Here is a 19501-nt window from a genome sequence, read left to right on the forward strand (position 1 = left end):
GTTGTCCCGCCTCGTTCCTCGCGCAGGACCTGACGTCTGCGCCTACCTGCATCCTACTGCGCCACCCCGCCCCGCCCCCGGGCCGAACGGACACTTGCGGCGGGGGCGTGCAGGGCCCCAAGGGCCCGTTCGCGCATGGTCAGGAGCTGGCTGCGGGCCTTTCAGCCCTACCCCGCGCGGGGCCGGTGGTGCCAGGGTGAAGCATGTGGTCGGTCTTCGCCGGCGGACGCCGTCGGCTGATTGCGCTGGTGGCCGCGGTGCTGCTCCTGGCCGCCGCGGTCGTCACGGCGCTGGTCCTCTCCCGGGAACGCCCGGCCGCCGCTCCGTCGACGGCTCCGGTTGCCAGCCCCTCCACCGCAACCCCGCGGACGGCCACTCCGTCGCCGAGCGTGTCGACGCCGACGGCGACGCCCAGCCCGACGCCGACCGCCAAGCCCGTCCCGCCGTCGAGCGCCGCCCCGGTCCCGCCGCCGGTTACGACCCCAGCGCCGCCCCCTGCACCTCCGGCCCCGTTCCCGGCCGCGCTCCGGGGACTCGACGTCGAGGTCATCCCGAACGCCGGCCGTGCGGTTGCCCTGACTTTCGACGCCGGGGCCAATTCGGCCGGGCTGCCCAGCATTCTGCGCACCCTCGGCGCCACCGGGGTCCGGGCCACCTTCTTCCTCACCGGCAACTGGGCCAGCGCCAACCCCGCGGGCGTCGCCTCGATCGTTGCCGCGGGCCACCGCGTGGGCAACCACTCGATGACGCACCCGGGTTTCACGACCCTCTCCGATGCCCAGATCGCCCAGCAACTCTCCGCTGCGCAGGCGGCGATCACGGCCGGGGGCGCCGACGCCCGCCCGCTGTTCCGCTTCCCCTTCGGCGAACGCGATGCGCGGACCATCGCCGCGGTGAACGCACTGGGCTACGTGCCGGTGCGCTGGACGGTCGACACCCTGGGCTGGAAGGGCACCAGCGGCGGAGTGACCGCCCAGATCGTCGCCGACCGCGCCCTCGGCGGCCTGCAACCCGGGGAAATCGTCCTGATGCACATCGGCTCCAACCCGGACGATGGCAGCACCCTGGACGCCGACGCGCTCCCGCAACTGATCAACCGGATCCGCCAGGCCGGCTACGGCTTCACCACCCTCGATGCGCTCCTCGGCTGAGCGCCGCAAACGGGGCCGCGCGCCACTGTTGCCGGCCCCGGATGACTGGTACGAATAGCCCATGACGGAGTCGCCCACGGTTGCAGCTGCCCTGGCGCCCGTCGACGCGGTGGTCTTCGAACTGGACGGCGTCGTGCTGGATACCGCCGAGCTCCGTGCCGCCGCTTGGAAACGGCTCCTCGCTGACGTTTTCAAGGACCCCCGGCTCCCGGCGCGCGCCCGCCGGGAGCCGCTCACCGACGCCGACTACACCGGCTACATCGAAGGCCGGACTCCCGCCGACGGCGCCTCGGCGTTCCTGGCCTCACGGGGCGTTTCACTGCCGGCCGGCTCACCCGCGGACGGTCCGGCCGACTGGACGGCGTTCGGGCTCGGGAAACGCCAGAACGAACTCTTCGGGCAGATGCTGCGCGGCCAGCCGCCGCGGGCCTTCCCCAGTACCCTGGCCCTGCTGGAACGGCTCAGGGCCGGCCGGATCCCGGTGTTGTTGGCCACCTCCGCCCCCAATGCGGGCACGCTCCTGGCCGCCGTCGGCCTCGACGGGTTCTTCGACCATGTGGCGAACGGGCAGGCGGCGCTGCGCCAGGCCATCCCCGGCAAACCGTCCCCGGCCCTGGCCCTGGAGGCGGTGCGGCGGCTGGATATCCCGCCCGCGCGGGCCATGGTCATCGAAGCGTCCGTCGCCGGGGTCGAAGCCGGCCGCCGCGGCGGATTCGGGCTGGTCGTCGGCATCGACCGGACCGGCCGGCGGGCCGAACTGGAGAACGCCGGCGCGGACATCGTGGTCGAAGACGTCAGCGAACTGGACATAGGACTGGTCATAACCCACCCGTGGATGCTGGTCTACGAGGGCTTCGACCCGGCCCACGAAGGGCACCGGGAGGCGCTGACCACCCTGGGCAACGGTTACCTGGCCACCCGTGGCGCGGCGCCCGAACACCGCGGCGGCGAGATCCACTATCCCGGAAGCTACCTCGCCGGCGTCTACAACCGGCTGGCCAGCGTCGTGCAGGGACAGCGCACCGTGGACGAGCACATGGTGAACATTCCGGACTGGCTGCACCTGGACCTCCGGATCGGGGACGGCGCCTGGTGGTCCGAGGGCGGCCTGAAGCTCCGGAAGGAGCGCCGCACCCTGGACCTCAAACGCGCGCTGCTCACCCGCGAGGCGCTGCTGGAGGACGACGCCGGGCGGCGGCTGCAGCTGGTACAGCGCCGCATTGTGTCGATGGCGGAGCCGCATCTGGCAGCGCTGGAAACCGTCCTCACCGCTGACGGCTGGAGCGGCAGCATCAGCGTCCGCAGCGGCTGCGACACCGCGGTGACCAACTCTAACGTTCCCGAGGACGCGCAGTTGTCCAACCGGCACCTGACGGCGGTGCAGGCGACCGAGTCCGCCGGTGGGCAATCCGCCGGAGGGCAAAATACAGTCGGACGCGGCGCCGTCGGACTGAGCGTGCAGGTGCAGACCAGCCAGAGCCGCATCGGCATCGCACTGGCACTGCGCACCGAAGTGTCCGGGCCGGCCAATTCCACCTTCGAGCAGCTGGACGGCCTCTACGCGCACCGCTTCGAAGTCCCGGTCGCGGACGGGACCGCGGTGAAGGTTTCCAAGACGCTGGGGGTCGCCAGTTCCAGGGACCACGCGGTCTCTTCGCCGCTGACCGCTGCCGAGGCGGTGCTGGCGCGCGCGGGCGGCTTCGAGGCGCTGCTGGCGGACCACGAGCGGGCCTGGTCGCTGCTGCTGGCGCCGTTCATCATTGAGTCCGACGCCCCCTCCCAGGCGCAGCTGATCCTGAACCTGCACGTCTTCCACCTGCTGCAGACCCTGACGACGCACACGGCCGAGCTGGACGCCGGGGTGCCGGCCCGTGGGCTGCACGGGGAGGGCTACCGCGGCCACGTTTTCTGGGACGAGCTGTTTGTCCTGCCGGTGCTGAACTCCCGGCTGCCCTCGCTCGCCCGGGAGCTGATCGATTACCGCTGGCGGCGTCTGGGCACGGCCCGCGACGCCGCGCGGGCCGCCGGCCTGCGGGGCGCGCTGTTCCCGTGGCAGAGCGGCAGCGACGGCACCGAGCAGACCCCCAAGCTGCTCTTCAACAAGTTGTCCGGGCACTGGATGCCGGACTACTCCCGCCTTCAGCGCCATGTGGGACTGGCCGTGGCCTACAACGCCTGGCAATACTTTGAGGCCACCCAGGACCGCGGCTGGCTGACCCAGCACGGCGCGGAACTGATCGTCGACGTAGCCCGGCTGTTCGCCTCGATGGCGGATTACGATGCCATCGACGACCGGTTCCACCTCAGGGGCGTTATGGGCCCGGACGAGTACCACACCGGGCCCCCGGGCAACCCGGGCGGCGGCCTCGATGACAACGCCTACACCAACATCATGGCCGCCTGGGTCTTCGACCAGGCCGAATGGATCATGCACTCCGTCCGGGGCTTCGACATGGAGGACCTCCGTGCCAGGCTCGGCATCACGGCCGGGGAGATCGCGGCCTGGGCCCGGCTGAGCCGGCGCATGTTCGTGCCTTTCCACGACGACGGCATCATCAGCCAGTTCGCCGGCTACGGCGCGCTCCGCGAGCTGGACTGGAACCACTACCGCCGCAGCTACCGCAATATCGAACGGCTGGATCTCATCCTGGAGGCCGAGGGGGACAGCGCGAACCGTTACCGGCTGGCCAAGCAGGCCGACGTCTTGATGCTGCTGTACGTGCTGGGCGAGGACCAGCTCGTGGGGTTCCTCGGGCGGCTGGGTTACACCGTCACCCCCGCGCAGATGGCCGCGACCGTGGATTTCTACCTGGCCCGGACCGCGCACGGCTCCACGCTGAGCCGGGTGGCACACGCCTCGGTCCTCGCGCAGCGCGATCCGGAGCGCGCCTGGGCAACGTTCCGGGAAGCCCTGGACGCGGACCTGGACGACACTCAGGGCGGCACCACAAGCTCGGGCATCCATCTGGGGGCGATGGCCGGCTCGATCGACGTCGTCCAGCGCAGTTTCGCGGGGCTGCGGATTACCCGCGACGCCCTCGACTTCACCCCCCGGCTCCCGGCGGAACTGCGCCGGGTGGACTTCCAAGTCCGTTACCGGGACCAGCTCCTCTCCGTGCACCTGGAAACCGACCGGCTTCTCGTCTCCGCCGCCCCCGGCGACGCCGCTCCCGTGCTGGTCCGGGTCGGTGCGCAAAGGGTGCTGCTCCGGGCCGGCGAGCAGCACGAATTCCCCCCACCGGCCCCGCGCCTAACTGACTGGCATTAGTTGGCGGGGACTGGGTCAGGGCGCGACGCGGATGACGGCGGCGCCGGTGACCCGGTCCGCGGCCAGGTCCCGCAGCGCCTGGTCCGCCGCATCGAAGGGGTAGGCGACCGTGGTGGGCCGCAGGGGAATCTCCGCGGCGATGCGGAAGAACTCCTCGCCGTCGGCCCGCGTGTTGGCGGTGACGCTGCGCAGCTGGCGCTCCTGGAATAGCTCCTCGGCGTAGTGCAGGGGCGGAATGTCGCTGAGGTGGATGCCGGCGACGGCGAGGGTCCCGCCACGGTCGAGGGCACGCAGCGCCGGCGGCACCAGGGTCCCGGCGGGGGCGAAGAGGATGGCGGCGTCGAGCGGGTCCGGCGGTTCCTCCTCGGCCCCGCCGGCAAAGGTGGCGCCGAGGTCCAGGGCCAGCCGCCGGGCCTCCGCGGACCGCGTCATCACATAGACCTGGGCGCCCTGGTAGAGCGCAAGCTGCGCGGCGAGGTGGGCGGAGGCGCCGAAACCGTAGATGCCCAGCCGGCCGCCGACGGGCAGTTCGGCCCGGCTTAGGGCGCGGTAGCCGATGATGCCGGCGCACAGGAGCGGTGCCGCTTCCTCGTCGTCGAAGGCTTCCGGAACCCGGTAGGCGAAGTCCTCGGCGACGGTAATGAGTTCGGCGTAGCCGCCGTCGCGGTCCCAGCCGGTAAAGGTGGGGGACAAGCACAGGTTTTCCTGCCCGCGCAGGCAGAACCGGCAGGTTCGGCAGGTCCCGCCGAGCCACGCCACCCCCACCCGCTCACCGCGGCGGAACCGGTCCGCGCCGCGGCCGCGTCCCACCACCTCACCGACCACCTCGTGGCCCGGAACCACGCCGGGGCGCCTGGGGGCCAGCTCACCCTCGGCCAGATGCAGGTCTGTCCGGCACACACCGCACACCCGCACGCGCAGCAGCACTTCGCCGCGGCCGGGGACGGGGTCCGGGCGCTCGCCTGAAACCAGCGGACCGGTGGCGATCGGTCCCGGCTGCGCAACCCACCAGGCTCGCACTGAGCCTCCCTTTCTGGCTCCTCGTCCGGCCCCGGGGCTGGACGAGGCACTGGTCCCGAAGCCTAAGAATCAGCGTGTAATCATGACATTGCAGGCGGCCTTGTGCAGCACGGCGGAGACGGTATTGCCGACGCCTCCGGCACGGCTATGGGTGCCCAGCACCAGCACGTCCGCTTCGTCGGCTGCCTCCACGAGCTCCTTGGCCGCAGAGTGGTCTTCCCTCAGGATCCCGGAGACCGGCAGCCCGGGGGCGAGTCGGCGGGCTTCGTCAAGGGCGTGCTCCAGCAGGTCCGAGCCGTGCAGCGGGGCGTGCCGGCCGTGCGGCTCCGCGTTGCCGCCCCGGCCCGAATCCACGTGGACCAGCTGCAGTTCGGCACCGACGGCGGCGGCCAGCCGGGCGGCCTCGGCCAGCACTGCCGAGCTGCGGGCCGCGGCATCGACGCCCACGACGACGGGCTTGCCGGGCAGGTGCGGGCGGCGGACCACCATGAGCGGGCACGGGGCGGAGCCGGCCAGGTCCAGGCATACCGAGCCGGCCAGGTGCCCGAGTACGCCGCCGATGCCGCGGCTTCCCACCACGAGCAGGGCGGCATCCCGGGCGGCCTGCCGCAGGATCTGCGCGGGTAGTCCGGCCTCCATCACGCCCTCGACGTCGAGTCCCGGGTCAACGCCGTGGGCCAGCCCCACCCCTTCAGCGATGATGGTCTCGGCGGAATGCCGGAGACCGCTGCCGGCCACGCCCTTGACCGGGCCGAGATCTTTGGTGAACATCGGCCAGACCCAGGCGTGCACCACCCGCAGGCGCAGGCCCTGCGCGGCGGCATGTTCTGCGGCCCAGCGGACGGCGAGCTGCGAGGATTCTGAACCGTCGTAGCCCACGGCGACGGCGGCGGGCGGGGGATCAACTGCGGGTGCCGGCATGGATCCTCCCGGTAGGCGGACGCAGCACCCCCAGCGGTGCGTCCCCCCAGTACAGCGGGTTGAGCGGCGGGGCGGCTAGGGGCTTTGGTCCCGCGCCCCGGACGCGGAAACGGCGCCGGCCGGCGGGTATCCCGCGCGTCCGACGCCGTTCGGCGCTTCCCCTCCCGGTACTAGGGTTCGCGGTGCCTGTTCCGGTCGGTGGCGCCGTACTCCGCGGAGGGCTGCCCGCTGCCGCTGTGCTCTTCGCGCAGCTCGCGGCCGCGGCGGACGTCCTCTTCCTCCTGGGCCTGCAGCTTGTCGCTCTTCTTCGTGTCGCGCGGCGGCAGCTGAATGGTTTCCTCAGCCTCGATGCCGGCCTGGAGCTGGCGTCCGCGCTCGGTCTCGGCGTCGAACTCGGCGCCGAAGAGCAGCGACATGTTCAGGATCCACAGCCAGAGCAGCGCGATGATCACGCCGCCGATCGCTCCGTAGGTCTTGTTGTAGCTGCTGAAGTTGGCCACGTAGAAGCCGAACGCGAGGGAGGCCAGCAGGAAGACCACCAGGGCGATGGCCGAGCCCATGCTCATCCAGCGGAATTTCGGCTGCTTGACGTTGGGGGTGGCGTAGTAAAGGACGGCGATCGCCACAATGACGAGTACCAGCATCACCGGCCACTTGGCGATGTTCCAGACGGTAAGGAACGCCCCGCCCAGGCCGACGATGTTCCCGACGGACTCCGCTACCGGCCCGCTGAGCACCAGCATCGCGGCCAGTACGACGACGATCAGCAGATTGACGACGGTGACGCCGAGCATGGTGCCGCGCAGCTTCAGGAACGGCCGGCCCTCATCGATCTCGTAGACCCGGTTCATGGCCCGGCCGAAGGCGCCCACGTACCCGGACGCGGACCAGAGTGCAGTGAGGAGGCCGATGACCAGCGTGAAGCCGGCTCCCGGGGAGCTTGCCAGGTCTTGAACCACCGGGCCGATGGTTTTTACCGTGTCCCCCGGGGCGAATCCCTGGACGACGTCCAGCAGCGCCGACGTGGTTTTTTGGGCGTCTCCGAAGAGACCCAGCAAGGACACCAGCGCCAGCAGCGCCGGGAAGATTGACAGTACCGCGTAATAGGTCAGCGACGCCGCGAGGTCGGAGCACTGGTCCTTGGTGAACTCCCGCAGCGTCTTTTTCGCGATGTACTTCCAGGACGGCTTGGTAACGTCCCCGGGGCTGTCCGGCTTGCGGGCATCGTCCGGCGCGGGTGCGGTCCGGGCTTTGGCGGTGCTGCTCTTCGCGGTTTCGGCGTCGTCCATGGAGCCAGTGTCCGCCTTGGTGAGGTTCTTGGCCATCGGAATCTTCTTTCGTGGGTTAAGCGCAACGGCCGGCTGCCCAGCGCGTCAGCGAGGGCAACCGGCCATCTTCCGGGTGGGGCTAGGCCTGCTGGACGTTGTCCTTGGCGTCAGTGGCGCGGTCCTTGACGTCGGAGACCGCCGTCTGGCCCTCGCCCTTGACGTTCTGGGCAGCGTCGGTGGCCGTGGCCTTGACGTTTTCCATAGCGGCCTGGGCAGGTTCCTTGAGCCCCTCGGCGACGTGCTGGGCGGCCTCGGTCAGTTCCGTCGTGAGCGGCTCAGCTGCCGTCTTCAACGCGTCGGCGGCCTCGCGTTCCTTCTGGCTGGCCGGGATCAGCGAGGACACCAGCAGGCCCGCGCCGAAGGCGATGAGCCCGGCAGCGAGCGGGTTGCCCTGTGCCTTGGCTTTGACCTGCTGCGGGGCGTCGGCGACGGCGGAGCCGGCATCGCTCAGGTGCGAGGCGGCGCTGCCGCCGGCAGAGTGCACGTTTCCGGCGGTGTGGTCGGCTGCTCCCATGACTTTCTCCTTCACTCCGAAGACGGCGTCCTTGACCTTGTCAGTCTGGCGCTGGACGATGTGCGACGGCGTGACCTTGTCGGCCACGGCATCTACGTTCGTTCCGAGCCGGGCGCGGGTTGCTTCAATGTCGGCGCGGATGGCATCCGGGTTTTCACTCATGGTGTTTTCCTCGCTTTAGTGGCTGGGCTTGAGAGTCGGGGGGATTTCCTGAATCGTCTCGGCGGTCTGGGGCATGCCCTTGATCGCTTTGAGTTCCTTGCGGCCGATCGAGGCCAGGACGGCGCCGATGATGCCCCAGATGATCGCGACGACGACGCCGGCCCACCCGAGTCCCATCAGCGTTCCCAAGCCCCACCACAGGGCGAGGGAGAGGAACAGCAGGACGAAGTGGCCAGCGACGCCGGCGCCGGCAAGCATGCCGCTGCCTTTGCCGGCCCGGCTGGTGGTCTGCTTCAGTTCAGCCTTGGCAAGTTCCAGTTCCTGACGCATCAGGGTGGACATGTCCCGTGTGACGTCACCGAGCAGGTCGCCCAAGGAGTTGGTTTCCGCCTTCACGTGGGCCTCCGAGGGAGGCATCGGGGCGCCCGTCGGCATCTCGCTGCTCATCGACGGCCTCCGTCGAACGGATCCTTACGGTCGGGATCGACGGTGGGATCGACCCGGTACGGATCGGCGGCCAGCGGGTCGGTTGCCCACTGGTCGGCGTGAGCACCGGTGCCCTCAAGCGGGCTGGGCGGGTAGGTATCGGCGACGCCGGCGGTCGTCGTTTCCGGGTAGGTTACCGGCGGCGGGGGGACCGCGACGCCGGCGTCGGGCACCCGGGTGACCGGTGCGCTGTACTGCGCCGGGGTGCCGGTGGTTGCCGTCTCCGGGGCGCCGGCGCTGAGGCTGCGGCTCAGGCGTCCGGCCAGGATGCCGGCGCCGGCAGCGGCCAGCAGGAAGGTGCCGGGACGCTGGCGGGCAAAGGACTTTACCTCGTTTAGCAGTGAACCGGGGTCGCGGTTATCCAGCCAGGTGGCCACGGACTGTGACCGTTCGGCGGCCTGGCGGATCAGGTCGGTCGCCACGCCGGGCTGGTCGGAGGCGTCAGCCATCGTGTGCAGCTCGCTCGAGATGGAGCGCAGGCCCTGGGCAGCCTTTTGCTGCTGCGTGCCGGCCTGGGCGGTGAGGTCCGTGCGTGCCTGATTGATGAGGTCCTTGGCGTTGCTCTTGACCTCGCCGGCGACGTTTGCCGCTTCGGCCTTCGCCGTTTCGGTGACGTTCTGGGCCGATTCCGCGGCCTGCTGCTTCACTTCGCTGGCTTCGCCCTTGGCGGCCTCGGTCTTTGAAGACGTCCCGGTTGAAGTCCCGGTGGAAGCGGGCGGGAACGTCGAGCTCTGCCGCAGGTCCGACTCTCCCTGCGCCACCCCGGGGGTGCCGTAGGTGGTGTCCTGGGGCCATTGGTTCTCTGTCATCGTCGCTCTCTTTCCTTGTAGATCTGCTGCCGGTGGGAAACCAGCAGCGCCGAACGCGAATAGTAAGCATGATTACTAAAGAATAGTAAGCACGCTTTGCATTGGATTACAAGGAGATCCCGAAAATCGGGGAATTCCAGCCGCTAGGGTTGGTTCATGAGCGAAACGGTGCATGGCTGATGGCCAAACGGGGCAGGGCGGCCGGCCGCAACTCCGGAACTGCTACGCCGGGAGTGGTGGAAGTTCCCAAGGGCTCCCGCCCGGACGGCCCCGTCGCGGGCGTCTATTACATCGACACCGGCGATTGCGAACTGATCCCGGACCAGGACAATTCAACCGGCTGGCTGCTGCGGATCAACGGCGTCATGAGCTCGCACATCGACCTTGCCGATCCGCTGTTCCTCGATTTCGAGTACATGCGCTGGATCGCCGCGCTGGTGGAGTCCCGCTGGCCGCCGACAGCCCGGCCCAGGCTGCGGGCCCTGCACCTCGGCGGGGGAGCATGCTCCCTGGCGCGCTACTTCCATGCCGCCTATCCGGACGCCCGCCAGGTGGTGGTGGAGCTGGACGGCAAACTCGCCGAGTACGTCCGCGGCTGGTTCGACCTGCCCAAGGCGCCGCTGCTGCGGCTGCGCGTGGGGGAGGCCCGCGAGGTCACCGAGAGCCTCACGCCGCAGACGCGGGACCTCATCATCCGCGACGTCTTCGCCGGCTCACTCACCCCGCGACCGCTCACCACAAGCGAGTTCACCGAGCACGCCAAGCGCGTCCTGGCACCCGGCGGAATTTACCTGGTGAACTCCGGCGACGCCCCCGCCCTGGCCAACGCGCGGGAGGACGCCGCCACGATCGCAGCCGCCTTCGAACACACCGTGATCATCGCCGATCCGGCCATGCTCAAGGGCCGCCGCTACGGCAACATGATCATCGCCGGCAGCGACGCGCCGTTCGACGACGACCCCGGGCTTGCGCGCCGGCTGCTGGGCGGCGCGGTCCCGGCCCACATCTGGCACGACGACAGGGTGCGGGCCTTCGCCGTCGGCGCCGCCGTCCGCCACGACCCGGCGCCGACTGCTCCGTGACGGCCCTTTTGCGGACCCGAAACGGCGGCTACTGAGCAATCGCTGCGTATCCGGCCCGGCCCATCAGCGCCTCCCGGTGCGCGTCGGTCTGCTCGCGCAGGGCCTGGACGAGCGCGGCGACGGCGGGGCGGCGCATCGAGTCGGGCCGCAGGACCATCCAGTAGGGGAGCAGTTCCGCGAACTCGTCCGGCAGCAGCCTGACCAGGTCCGGGTGCAGGTCCGCGGCGAAGCAGGGCAGGAAACCGATGCCGGCACCGGCCCGCGTCGCCTCGACGTGGACAAAAACGTTGGTGGAGCTCAGCCCGTCCCGCATGGTCGGCACCAACCGCCGCGGGGCGTCCAGGTCGTCCACCTGGAGCATGGAATCGACGAAGTAGACCAAGGGATGCGCCTTCAGTTCGTCCACCGACCGCGGCGTTCCGTACTCGGCCAGGTAGCTCCGTGACGCGTACATGCCCAGCATGTATTCGCCGAGCCGGGCCGCCTCGGCCCGGTGCACCTGCGGCTCGCCGACCACCACCTCGATGTCCAGCCCGGAGCGCTGCTGCAGCGCGCGCCGGGTCACCGTGATGATCTCCACGCTGAGCCCGGGATGGTGGCGGCGCAGCCGGGCCACAGCAGGGGCGGCGATATAGGCGCTGAACCCGTCGGTTGCGGTCATCCGGACGACGCCGGTGACCGGGTCCGGCGTCGACCCCGGCTTTTCGAGCGAGCGCACCGCGCCTTCGACTTGTTCGGCGACGGCGACCGCTGCGGCGCCGAGTTCGGTCAGTTCCCAGCCGCCCGAGGCCCGGGACAGCACACGGCCGCCGAGGGCCTTCTCCAGGGCCGCGATCCGGCGGGAAACCGTGGTGTGGTTCAGTCCCAGGACCTGGGCCGCCGTCGTAAATTTCGCCGAGCGGGAGACCGCCAGCAGCACCAGCAGGTCATCAGGATTCGCTTTCATATCTGCAATTCTGCACACACATCGTGCCGCTTTGGCCATTGAGCCGCCCGGAATGTGCGGCGATACTCGATGAGGCCCATTTTCAGTGCCGTGCATCACAGCGCGTGTCATCGTGGACACTAAGGAGAACCAGATGAGCGTAGATCAACGCTCCGCAACACCCCCTGCCGCACCCGCCAAGGGCACAGGCCTCAAGAAAATCGTCGCCGCATCGATGGTCGGCACCGTCGTGGAATGGTACGAATTCTTCCTCTACGCCACCGCCGCCACTCTGGTGTTCGGCAAGTACTTCTTCCCCGCCACGGGCAATGAACTGGACGGCATCATCCAGGCGTTCCTGACCTACGCCGTCGGCTTCGTCGCCCGCCCGCTCGGCGGCATCGTCTTCGGCCAGATCGGCGACAAGCTGGGCCGCAAGCCCACCCTGCAGCTGACAATCGTGATCATCGGTGTGTCCACGTTCCTGATGGGCTGCCTGCCGGGCTTCGCCGACATCGGCTACCTCGCGCCCGCCCTGCTGGTCGCGCTGCGCTTCATCCAGGGCTTCGCGCTGGGCGGCGAATGGGGCGGCGCCGTGCTGCTCGTCGCCGAACACAGCCCGAACGAGTCCCGCGGCTTCTGGTCCAGCTGGCCCCAGGCCGCCGTCCCGGTTGGCAACCTGCTGGCCACCCTCGTGCTGTTCATCATGTCCAACGTCCTTAGCGCCGCGGATTTCCTTGGCTGGGGCTGGCGTGTGGCGTTCTGGCTCTCCGCGGTGATTGTGTTCGTCGGCTACTACATCCGCACCAACGTCTCCGAAGCCCCGATCTTCCTCGAGGCCAAGGCGCAGCTGGAGCAGGAACAGGCCGCCAGCTACGGCGTCCGCGAAGTGATCCGCAAGTATCCCAAGGGCATCCTGCAGGCCATGGGCCTCCGGTTCGCGGAAAATATCATGTACTACCTCGTGGTGAGCTTCGCGATCGTGTACCTCAAGAGCGTGCACAAGTACGACACGTCCTCGCTGCTCCTGGCACTGCTGATCGCCCACGTCATCCACTTCCTGGTCATCCCGCAGGTCGGCCGGCTCGTGGACAGCTGGGGCCGGAAGCCGGTCTACCTGGTCGGAGCCATCACCGGTGCCACCTGGCCGTTCTTCGCCTTCCCGATGTTCGACACCCGCAACCCTGTGGTCATTGTGCTGGCCGTGACGATCGGCCTCTGCCTGCACGCCTTTATGTACGCCGGCCAGCCGGCCCTGATGTCGGAGCTGTTCCCGACCCGGATGCGCTACGCCGGCGTCTCGCTGGGCTCGCAGGTCACCTCGATCTTCGCCGGCTCGCTGGCGCCGCTGCTGGCCACCGCGTGGCTCAAAGACACCGGCTCCTGGCTGCCCACCGCCATCTACCTCGTCGTGGCCTGCGCTATCACCACGGTGGCAGTGCTCAGCCTCAAGGAGACCAAGGGCATCGCCCTTGAAGACGTGGACCGGGCCGACGCCGAACGTGAAGGCCTCGCCGTCGCCGGCGCCCGCTGAACTGCTCGACTCTGACCTGCTTGAATCTGATCACCGTGAATTTCTGAACTGGAGGGCTGGGAAATGGAAAATACGCTCAACGGCCGCAAGGCACTGGTCACCGGCGGCGCGGGCGGGATCGGCGCAGCCAGCGTCCGTGCCCTCGCCGCGCGGGGCGCGAAGGTGGTGGTTGCCGACGTCGACGAGGCCGCCGCCACCGCCCTGGCCGACGAGGTCGGGGGGACCGCATGGGCGGTCAACCTGCTCGACGTCGAAGCGCTGCAGACGCTCAGCCTGGATTGCGACATCCTGGTCAACAACGCCGGAATCCAGCGCATCAGCCCGATCGAGGACTTTGATCCGACCGACTTCCGGCGCATCGTCACGCTCATGCTGGAGGCCCCGTTCCTGCTGATCCGCGCCGCGCTGCCGCACATGTACGCCAACGGCTTCGGCCGGATCATCAACCTTTCCTCGGTGCACGGGCTCCGGGCCTCGCCGTTCAAGAGTGCTTACGTCTCCGCCAAGCACGGGCTGGAAGGGCTGAGCAAGGTCACGGCGCTGGAGGGCGGCGCCCACGGTGTCACGTCCAACTGCATCAACCCCGGGTATGTCCGGACGCCGCTGGTCGAATCGCAGATCGCGGACCAGGCCAAGGTGCACGGCATTCCGGAGTCCGAGGTGCTGAGCAAGATCATGCTCACCGAGGCCGCCGTGAAGCGCCTGGTCGAACCCGAGGAGGTCGCCTCGCTGGTGGCCTGGCTGGCCTCGAACGACGCCGGCATGGTCACCGGCGCGAGCTACACGATGGATGGCGGCTGGTCCGCCCGGTAGGCCGACGGCGCTGACACGCTGGCTCCGAGCCGATACCTCTGACCCGCCCGGGCACAACTGCCCGGGCGGGTCTTTCGCGCGTCAGGGCCGCCAGTTGGGCGGCCGGGCATGCTGGCCTGCCTGTGCCGCCGGGGCCTGCCGCTAGGCTGGGGGCATGCGCAAGGATTTCAGTCCCGCCGACCTGCCCTCCGCAGAGTTTTACCGGCTGCTGACCGCCGTCGTCGTTCCCCGTCCCATTGCCTGGGTGTCCAGCACCTCCGCCGACGGGGTGGACAATCTCGCGCCGCATTCCTTCTTCACGGTTGCGTCGGTGACACCGCCAATCGTCCAGTTCACCTCGGTGGGCCGGAAGGACACGCTGCGGAACATCTCTGAGCGCGGCGAATTTGTGGTCAATCTTGCGCCGGCTGATTTCATCGCCGAGGTCAACGCGACCGGTACCAACTTCCCGCCTGAAGTCAGCGAGTTCGACGCCGCCCACGTCACCCGGGAGGCCAGCCTGACGGTCAGCGTGCCGCGGGTGGCGGAGTCGCCGGCGGCCCTGGAGTGCCGGCTGCATTCGGTCCTGCCCATGGGCGACTGCGTCCTGGTGCTTGGCGAAGTCACCCACGCCGCGGTCTCTGCCGATGTACTGGAGGGCAACCACCCGCGGATCGACCTGCTCGGGCCGCTGGCCCGGCTGGGACGCGACGAGTGGGGGCACCTGGGGCCGGTTCAGGAACTCGGCCGGATCCGGAGGTCCGACTGGCCGGGCGACTTCCGGCGGAGGGGCGAACGGGAGGCATAACGCCCGCACAGGCCCGGGCCGCCGTCGGGCAACTATTCGGGGCGCCGCACGTTCCGGTGGTCGAAGAAGACCAGGCTTCCGGCGTGCGTCCCGGGGACGCGCAGGCCGACGAACGGGGCACGGATGACTTCAATCGTCCCCTCCCTGCGCCCATTGAACGGGTCGTCGCCCACGACCAGTTGGCCGATGCGGAACGGGACGCGGCCCTCGTAGATGCGGTGGGCAGCCTGCCGCAGGACCCGGGCGACCCGGGCCGCCGGCTGCGGCCGTGCGGGCTGTGCTGTGCTGCTTGGCTGTGCTGGGGAAATGCGCATCGGACTGCTCCTTGCCAGCGAACGAAGTTCATTCGCGGGGGGACCGAAACGGCGTGGACGGACTCCCCAGCCTTACCGTCTTCGTTCCGGCGCCCCCGTCCGCCCACTCTACGAACTCGTCCCACCAGTAACACGCGTAACACTTACTCCTTCTTCGCCGAGCACCACTTGGATCTAGGCTCCGGATACTCGGGGCAACGAATTCCGGCGCGATTCCGGCGCGATGGTTAGGGTGGGCCTATGAGTGACGACCTGTGGGGTGCCAGGCAGGGGTCCGCCGCGCCCGACGGCTGGATTCCGGCCACGGAGAACGGCTGGGGTGCGCTCGTGGTGTGGGCGGCGGGTCCGCCAAACGTCGTGCGGGTCCCCGCCGCACCCCGCAACCGGGAGACCGTCGTCGTCACGAGAGACAGCGACGGGCGCCAGACGCGGGAACCTTTGCGGCTGACCGACGCTGATCTGGAGTCCGTTGACGACGATATTGACTCTTATCTTGCCGAGGCCGGCCTCCCGCCCCGACCGCGCGGCTTCGACTGGTACCTGCGCCCGCCGGGCGCTGCCGCCGCCAGTCCCGACGGTTTTTGGGCCGCCGTCTGGGAGGCTACGACGGCGGGCCTGCCGGACGACAGACTTCATCCCTCGCAGCTGAGGGTGGCCGCCGCGGCGGCGCTGGACCGGCTGTACCGGGGCTGACGCCGCAGGTTCCGCCAGTGGACCGCCACCGCCGCGACAATCAGCGGGACGTGGATCGCCGGGAGGTTCCGGGCGAACCATCCCGGCAGGTACATGTCCGTGACGGATCCGGTGGCATCGCCCAGTCGCCTAGCCACCGCCGTCAACGGGCAATGGAAGCCGTTGCCTGCAAAGATCGCGGTCTCGGCGAGGACGATGGCGCCGGCAAGGCCCGCCCGACGGTCGGAACGTCCCCGGAATCCGGCGTACAGGACATAGACCATGGACGCCTCGATCGTGAACCACGCAAGGGTGTGGACCGTCTTCACCGCTGTCAGCCCCGCCCCCTGCAGCCCTGGCCGCACGCTTTTCATGCCGTCACCCGGCTTGCTGCAGCGCGAGCACGATGATGGCGGTGTTGATGCCCAGCCCGATCAGCCACCACCGGTTAAAGGTGAGCAGCAGCAGTGCGGTCGAGATTGCTGCCCCGGCTACGGTGACCGGGATCCACCACGGCGCCGCCACCAGGACGCCCAGTCCGGCCAGCCCCAGCACCGCCGCGGCGGCGACGGCCAGGGCGACAGCCGGCCGGCGCACCTCCCCAGCGAACGGGGAACGGCCGACGTCGAACGGCGCCTTCGCGTCCGGCCGCGGCAGCCAGATGGCGAGGTGCACCAGCCCGTGGGCGATCAGAAACAGTCCTGCGATCCAGCGCACGGCGGTCCTCCTGGTTCCGGCGGCTCCTTTCAGTGAAGCGCCGCCCCCGCGGCCGGGCTAGGGGCGGAAGTCCCGCGGGCGGGGCCCGGCAGGGAATCGGACCAAAGTCCGGTATTCCAGACAGGGGAGTACGGCGATACGATCCCCGTGGCAGAGGGCCGGGTGCATGCTTGAGTACGGGATACCGGACACCGCCCGACGTCGAAGAGGAACACATGCCTGCTGCCAGCCGCACTGCCCAGCCCGGGGAAGCCATCAGCCCCGTACCGAACTCGGCCGTACCGAACGCGGCCGCGCCGAAGCCGGCCGCCGCCAGGGCGGCGTCCAAGGTGCCGGCAGCCGAAAATACGCTGCGTATCCTGAAGCTCCTGGCCTCCAAGCGCGGGCCGATGGCGGCGTCGAACATTGCCACCTCCCTGGGCCTGCCGCGCTCCAGCGTCTATCACCTGCTGGGTGTGATGGAGGCTAACGGCTTTGTGCTGCACCTGCATGAAGAACAGCGCTACGGACTCGGCATCAGCGCCTTCGAGCTCAGCTCCGCCTATTCACGCCAGGAGCCGCTTTCCCGGCTGGGCCGGCCAATGCTCGCATCACTCGTGGACGTGATCGGGGAGAGTGCGCACCTGGCCGTGCTGCACGGCCGGGACGTGCTCTACATCGTCGAGGAACGGGCCAAGAACCGTCCTTCCCTCGTGACCGACGTCGGCGTCCGGCTGCCCAGCCACCTCACCGCGAGCGGCCGTGCGATCCTGGCCGCGCTGCCGAAGTCGCAGGTCCGGGCGCTGTACCCGAACGCCGCGGCCTTCAGCGCCCGGCACGAGACCGAATCGCCCATCACCAAGTATTCCGCGCTGTCCTCCCACCTGGACCAGGTCCGGCAGCGGGGCTACGCCACGGAACACGGCGAGGTGACGCCGGGCTTCGGCTCGATCGCCGCCGCCGTCACGGACCACACGGGCTGGCCAACGGCCGCCGTCGCGGTGACATTCCTGGAGGACAAGCTGCCGGCGGACCAATGGCCGGTGCTGGCCGCGCGGGTCAAGAAGGTGGCGGACGATCTCTCGGTCCGGATCCATGGGCGCCCCAGCCCAACCGGCTCGCTCTAGTTGCCGTTCTGACCCCCGAAAACGACAACTACTGCGCGCCGGTTGGGTCTGGAATCCCGGACAGCGCCCGCCGGAACCCTCTGTTTCCGGGGCTGCGGACAGGCTTTAGTTGATACAGAACCTCTTCCCAGGAACCACCCGAGACAACGAAGGAGCCCCCATGGCACCCGCCGATTTCACCACCGGTGCCCGCCCGGTCAAAGCAGCCCGCGGCACCGAGCTCACCGCCAAGAGCTGGCAGACCGAAGCCCCGCTGCGCATGCTGATGAACAACCTGGACCCCGAGGTGGCCGAACGCCCCGATGACCTGGTGGTCTACGGCGGCACCGGCCGCGCCGTCCGGTCCTGGGCCGCGTTCGATGCGATCACCCGCACCCTGGAAACCATGGAAAAGGACGAGACCCTGCTGGTCCAGTCCGGCAAGCCCGTGGGCGTCTTCCGCACCAACGAATGGGCGCCCCGCGTGCTGCTGGCCAACTCCAACCTCGTCGGCGACTGGGCCACCTGGCCCGAGTTCCGCCGGCTCGAGGCCGAGGGCCTGATGATGTACGGCCAGATGACTGCCGGGTCCTGGATCTACATCGGCACCCAGGGCATCCTGCAGGGCACCTTCGAAACCTTCGCCGCGATCGCCCGCAAGCTCACCGGGGACGAGAACGGCACCCTCGCCGGCACGCTGACCCTCACCGGCGGCTGCGGCGGCATGGGCGGCGCCCAGCCGCTCGCCGTCACCCTGAACGAGGGCGCCTGCCTGATTGTCGACGTCGACGAGAGCCACCTGCGCCGCCGCGCCGGCAAGCGCTACCTCGACGAGGTGGAGACCGACCTCGACGCCGCCATCGCCAAAGTCCTGAAGGCCAAGGAGGAGCGCCGCGGCTGGTCCGTGGGCTACGTCGGCAACGCCGCCACCGTTTTCCCCGAAATCCTGCGCCGCCATAACGCCGGCGAGCTCACCGTCGACATCGTCACCGACCAGACCTCGGCCCACGACCCGCTGAGCTACCTGCCCGAGGGCATCACGGTCGAGGAGTGGCACCGCGAAGCCGCGGCCGATCCCGAGGGCTTCACCAAGAAGGCACAGGCCTCGATGGCCAGGCACGTCCAGGCCATGGTCGAGTTCCAGGACGCCGGCGCCGAGGTATTCGACTACGGCAACTCCATCCGCGACGAGGCCCGCAAGGGCGGCTACAACCGCGCCTTCGAATTCCCCGGCTTCGTCCCGGCCTACATCCGCCCGCTGTTCTGCGAAGGCCTGGGCCCGTTCCGCTGGGTGGCCCTCTCCGGCGACCCCGAGGACATTGCGGTCACGGATGCCGCGATCAAAGAGCTCTTTCCGGAGAACAAGCACCTGCACCGCTGGATCGACGCCGCCGCCGAGCGCGTCGAATTCGAAGGCCTGCCGGCCCGCATCTGCTGGCTGGGCTACGGCGACCGCGCCAAGGCCGGGCTGCTGTTCAACCAGCTCGTCAAGGAGGGCAAGGTCAAGGCACCCATCGTGATCGGCCGCGACCACCTCGACTCCGGCTCCGTCGCCTCGCCGTACCGCGAGACCGAGGCCATGGCCGACGGCTCCGACGCCGTCGCCGACTGGCCGCTGCTCAACGCCCTGCTCAACACCGCCTCCGGCGCCACCTGGGTCTCCATCCACCACGGCGGCGGCGTCGGGATCGGCCGCTCCATCCACGCAGGCCAGGTCTCCGTGGCCGACGGCACCGATCTCGCCGCGCAGAAGCTCGAACGCCTGCTCACCAACGACCCCGGCATGGGCGTCATCCGCCACGTCGACGCCGGCTACGAGCGCGCCGTCGAGGTCGCCAGGGAAAGCGGCGTCCGCATCCCGATGCAAGAGACAGCGTCGGAAACCCGCTAACCGCCCCCACTCCCGCGTCGAT

19 protein-coding genes are annotated in these 19501 nt (G+C 69.5%); 9 read left to right on the plus strand and 10 right to left on the minus strand.

Annotated elements, in window-relative coordinates:
* Positions 1–203: 203 nt before the first annotated feature.
* Both AC1MBE_RS11025 and AC1MBE_RS11030 read left to right on the plus strand, forming a co-directional pair.
* Positions 204–1151: a polysaccharide deacetylase family protein gene (locus tag AC1MBE_RS11025; protein ID WP_479778185.1), complete on the plus strand. Its 948-nt coding sequence runs from the start codon at positions 204–206 to the stop codon at positions 1149–1151.
* A gap of 61 nt (positions 1152–1212) precedes the next feature.
* Positions 1213–4419, plus strand: coding sequence for an HAD family hydrolase (locus AC1MBE_RS11030; protein ID WP_479778187.1), 3207 nt, complete (start codon positions 1213–1215; stop codon positions 4417–4419).
* Positions 4420–4434: 15 nt separating this feature from the next.
* Here AC1MBE_RS11030 and AC1MBE_RS11035 read toward each other — a convergent pair whose 3' ends face one another.
* From AC1MBE_RS11035 to AC1MBE_RS11060, 6 genes are all read right to left on the minus strand, one after another.
* Positions 4435–5439, minus strand: coding sequence for a zinc-dependent alcohol dehydrogenase family protein (locus AC1MBE_RS11035; protein ID WP_479778189.1), 1005 nt, complete (start codon positions 5437–5439; stop codon positions 4435–4437).
* A gap of 69 nt (positions 5440–5508) precedes the next feature.
* Positions 5509–6360 (minus strand): universal stress protein, encoded by an 852-nt coding sequence (locus tag AC1MBE_RS11040; RefSeq protein ID WP_479778191.1) that lies wholly within the window; start codon positions 6358–6360, stop codon positions 5509–5511.
* 170 nt (positions 6361–6530) lie between these two features.
* Positions 6531–7685 carry a YihY/virulence factor BrkB family protein gene (locus tag AC1MBE_RS11045; protein ID WP_479778193.1) on the minus strand — a complete coding sequence of 385 codons (1155 nt, stop codon included), beginning with the start codon at positions 7683–7685 and terminating at the stop codon, positions 6531–6533.
* An 82-nt stretch (positions 7686–7767) separates the two neighbouring features.
* Entirely contained in the window at positions 7768–8364 is a 597-nt protein-coding gene (locus AC1MBE_RS11050; protein ID WP_479778195.1) for a DUF3618 domain-containing protein, read from the minus strand.
* A gap of 15 nt (positions 8365–8379) precedes the next feature.
* On the minus strand, positions 8380–8811 hold the full coding sequence (locus AC1MBE_RS11055) for a phage holin family protein (RefSeq protein WP_479778197.1): 432 nt from the start codon (positions 8809–8811) through the stop codon (positions 8380–8382).
* Positions 8808–9659 (minus strand): ATP synthase subunit B family protein, encoded by an 852-nt coding sequence (locus AC1MBE_RS11060; protein WP_479778199.1) that lies wholly within the window; start codon positions 9657–9659, stop codon positions 8808–8810. Before AC1MBE_RS11060 ends, AC1MBE_RS11055 begins: the two co-directional genes overlap by 4 nt.
* Positions 9660–9838: 179 nt before the next feature.
* Between AC1MBE_RS11060 and AC1MBE_RS11065 the strand changes: the two genes are divergently transcribed.
* Positions 9839–10741 (plus strand): spermidine synthase, encoded by a 903-nt coding sequence (locus tag AC1MBE_RS11065; RefSeq protein WP_479778201.1) that lies wholly within the window; start codon positions 9839–9841, stop codon positions 10739–10741.
* Between the two features lie 28 nt (positions 10742–10769).
* Here the strand turns inward: AC1MBE_RS11065 and AC1MBE_RS11070 are convergent, their stop codons facing one another.
* Positions 10770–11687, minus strand: a complete 918-nt coding sequence (locus tag AC1MBE_RS11070) for a LysR family transcriptional regulator (RefSeq protein WP_479778203.1) — start codon at positions 11685–11687, stop codon at positions 10770–10772.
* Positions 11688–11820: 133 nt separating this feature from the next.
* On the opposite strand from AC1MBE_RS11070, the gene AC1MBE_RS11075 reads away from it, so the two are divergent.
* The 3 genes from AC1MBE_RS11075 to AC1MBE_RS11085 all read left to right on the plus strand — a co-directional run bounded on the left by AC1MBE_RS11075 (position 11821) and on the right by AC1MBE_RS11085 (position 14800).
* Positions 11821–13200, plus strand: a complete 1380-nt coding sequence (locus AC1MBE_RS11075) for an MFS transporter (RefSeq protein ID WP_479778205.1) — start codon at positions 11821–11823, stop codon at positions 13198–13200.
* 63 nt (positions 13201–13263) lie between these two features.
* Complete coding sequence (locus AC1MBE_RS11080; protein WP_479778207.1) at positions 13264–14013, plus strand: 3-hydroxybutyrate dehydrogenase; 750 nt, start codon at positions 13264–13266, stop codon at positions 14011–14013.
* A 154-nt stretch (positions 14014–14167) separates the two neighbouring features.
* The gene (locus AC1MBE_RS11085; protein ID WP_479778209.1) at positions 14168–14800 is read left to right on the plus strand and encodes a flavin reductase family protein; all 633 of its coding nucleotides are present in this window, start codon (positions 14168–14170) and stop codon (positions 14798–14800) included.
* 32 nt (positions 14801–14832) lie between these two features.
* On the opposite strand, the gene AC1MBE_RS11090 is transcribed toward AC1MBE_RS11085, so the two are convergent.
* Entirely contained in the window at positions 14833–15114 is a 282-nt protein-coding gene (locus AC1MBE_RS11090; protein ID WP_479778211.1) for a hypothetical protein, read from the minus strand.
* 240 nt (positions 15115–15354) lie between these two features.
* On the opposite strand from AC1MBE_RS11090, the gene AC1MBE_RS11095 reads away from it, so the two are divergent.
* Entirely contained in the window at positions 15355–15807 is a 453-nt protein-coding gene (locus AC1MBE_RS11095) for a DUF5956 family protein (protein WP_479778213.1), read from the plus strand.
* Here the strand turns inward: AC1MBE_RS11095 and AC1MBE_RS11100 are convergent.
* On the minus strand, positions 15747–16160 hold the full coding sequence (locus AC1MBE_RS11100; RefSeq protein ID WP_479778215.1) for a hypothetical protein: 414 nt from the start codon (positions 16158–16160) through the stop codon (positions 15747–15749). The two genes, AC1MBE_RS11095 and AC1MBE_RS11100, sit on opposite strands and share 61 nt — an antisense overlap.
* A gap of 4 nt (positions 16161–16164) precedes the next feature.
* Positions 16165–16503, minus strand: a complete 339-nt coding sequence (locus AC1MBE_RS11105; RefSeq protein WP_479778217.1) for a hypothetical protein — start codon at positions 16501–16503, stop codon at positions 16165–16167.
* Between the two features lie 215 nt (positions 16504–16718).
* Between AC1MBE_RS11105 and AC1MBE_RS11110 the strand changes: the two genes are divergently transcribed.
* Both AC1MBE_RS11110 and AC1MBE_RS11115 read left to right on the plus strand, forming a co-directional pair.
* Positions 16719–17609, plus strand: a complete 891-nt coding sequence (locus AC1MBE_RS11110; RefSeq protein ID WP_479778219.1) for an IclR family transcriptional regulator — start codon at positions 16719–16721, stop codon at positions 17607–17609.
* A gap of 160 nt (positions 17610–17769) precedes the next feature.
* The gene (locus AC1MBE_RS11115) at positions 17770–19479 is read left to right on the plus strand and encodes a urocanate hydratase (protein ID WP_479778221.1); all 1710 of its coding nucleotides are present in this window, start codon (positions 17770–17772) and stop codon (positions 19477–19479) included.
* Positions 19480–19501 lie beyond the last annotated feature (22 nt).

Source organism: Arthrobacter sp. BG5 (genome assembly GCF_056680155.1).

What these genes read in the sequence shown, in the direction of transcription:
- AC1MBE_RS11025 (WP_479778185.1), top strand. Translation starts at nt 204, where the DNA reads ATGTGGTCGGTCTTCGCCGGCGGACGCCGTCGGCTGATTGCGCTGGTG.
- AC1MBE_RS11030 (WP_479778187.1), top strand. Translation starts at nt 1,213, where the DNA reads ATGACGGAGTCGCCCACGGTTGCAGCTGCCCTGGCGCCCGTCGACGCG.
- AC1MBE_RS11040 (WP_479778191.1), bottom strand. Translation starts at nt 6,360, where the DNA reads ATGCCGGCACCCGCAGTTGATCCCCCGCCCGCCGCCGTCGCCGTGGGC.
- AC1MBE_RS11045 (WP_479778193.1), bottom strand. Translation starts at nt 7,685, where the DNA reads ATGGCCAAGAACCTCACCAAGGCGGACACTGGCTCCATGGACGACGCC.
- AC1MBE_RS11050 (WP_479778195.1), bottom strand. Translation starts at nt 8,364, where the DNA reads ATGAGTGAAAACCCGGATGCCATCCGCGCCGACATTGAAGCAACCCGC.
- AC1MBE_RS11055 (WP_479778197.1), bottom strand. Translation starts at nt 8,811, where the DNA reads ATGAGCAGCGAGATGCCGACGGGCGCCCCGATGCCTCCCTCGGAGGCC.
- AC1MBE_RS11060 (WP_479778199.1), bottom strand. Translation starts at nt 9,659, where the DNA reads ATGACAGAGAACCAATGGCCCCAGGACACCACCTACGGCACCCCCGGG.
- AC1MBE_RS11065 (WP_479778201.1), top strand. Translation starts at nt 9,839, where the DNA reads ATGGCCAAACGGGGCAGGGCGGCCGGCCGCAACTCCGGAACTGCTACG.
- AC1MBE_RS11070 (WP_479778203.1), bottom strand. Translation starts at nt 11,687, where the DNA reads ATGAAAGCGAATCCTGATGACCTGCTGGTGCTGCTGGCGGTCTCCCGC.
- AC1MBE_RS11075 (WP_479778205.1), top strand. Translation starts at nt 11,821, where the DNA reads ATGAGCGTAGATCAACGCTCCGCAACACCCCCTGCCGCACCCGCCAAG.
- AC1MBE_RS11080 (WP_479778207.1), top strand. Translation starts at nt 13,264, where the DNA reads ATGGAAAATACGCTCAACGGCCGCAAGGCACTGGTCACCGGCGGCGCG.
- AC1MBE_RS11085 (WP_479778209.1), top strand. Translation starts at nt 14,168, where the DNA reads ATGCGCAAGGATTTCAGTCCCGCCGACCTGCCCTCCGCAGAGTTTTAC.
- AC1MBE_RS11090 (WP_479778211.1), bottom strand. Translation starts at nt 15,114, where the DNA reads ATGCGCATTTCCCCAGCACAGCCAAGCAGCACAGCACAGCCCGCACGG.
- AC1MBE_RS11095 (WP_479778213.1), top strand. Translation starts at nt 15,355, where the DNA reads ATGAGTGACGACCTGTGGGGTGCCAGGCAGGGGTCCGCCGCGCCCGAC.
- AC1MBE_RS11100 (WP_479778215.1), bottom strand. Translation starts at nt 16,160, where the DNA reads ATGAAAAGCGTGCGGCCAGGGCTGCAGGGGGCGGGGCTGACAGCGGTG.
- AC1MBE_RS11110 (WP_479778219.1), top strand. Translation starts at nt 16,719, where the DNA reads ATGCCTGCTGCCAGCCGCACTGCCCAGCCCGGGGAAGCCATCAGCCCC.
- AC1MBE_RS11115 (WP_479778221.1), top strand. Translation starts at nt 17,770, where the DNA reads ATGGCACCCGCCGATTTCACCACCGGTGCCCGCCCGGTCAAAGCAGCC.